Below are 521 nucleotides of genomic sequence, written 5' to 3'. Positions count from 1 at the left end.
AGTAAACCGAAAAGCATTTCAACCAATTCCGCAGTTTCTTCATTTCTTGAAAGTGACGAAATGTAATTTTCTACTTTTGAGATTCCCGCCGTTACTGTGTCATCCCAGCCTTCATTGATTCTGTAACCAATCGTTATTACTTCTTTATCAGTAGAAAATGTGTGCGATTGTCTCTTTTCTTTTAATCCGTAAACTTTGTTTTTAAGGTCTAAAACCTGTTCAAAATATTTAAAAATTCTCGTTTTCGCGTTACTCATTACTTCTGAAGCTGTGCATAATTCAAATACGGCTTTTGGTACAGTTTCAGTAACTAAATCTTTGTAAGTTTCCCTTTCCTCGCGTTCTTTCGGTTCTACTTTTGCTAATGCTGCTTTTAATTCAGCAGCTGAGAATTTTGATAAGTCTGGTTTTTCTAATGTTTCTGTTGTATTCATAATTATTGGCTCGTTTACTGTTATACTATTTATCATTTTTAAAAAATTGTTCTTGATTAAAACCACCCCATGAAGTGGCTTGTATTT

1 pseudogene is annotated in these 521 nt (G+C 33.2%); it reads right to left on the bottom strand.

The features are described from left to right. Positions 1 to 470, bottom strand: a pseudogene (locus tag GXM17_RS21515) (hypothetical protein); the annotation flags it as partial. Between the last annotated feature and the right edge of the window lie 51 nt (positions 471 to 521).

Source organism: Flavobacterium fluviatile, assembly GCF_010645065.1.
In the GTDB taxonomy this organism is placed as follows: domain Bacteria; phylum Bacteroidota; class Bacteroidia; order Flavobacteriales; family Flavobacteriaceae; genus Flavobacterium; species Flavobacterium fluviatile.
This window is presented reverse-complemented; position numbering and strand designations above follow the sequence as displayed.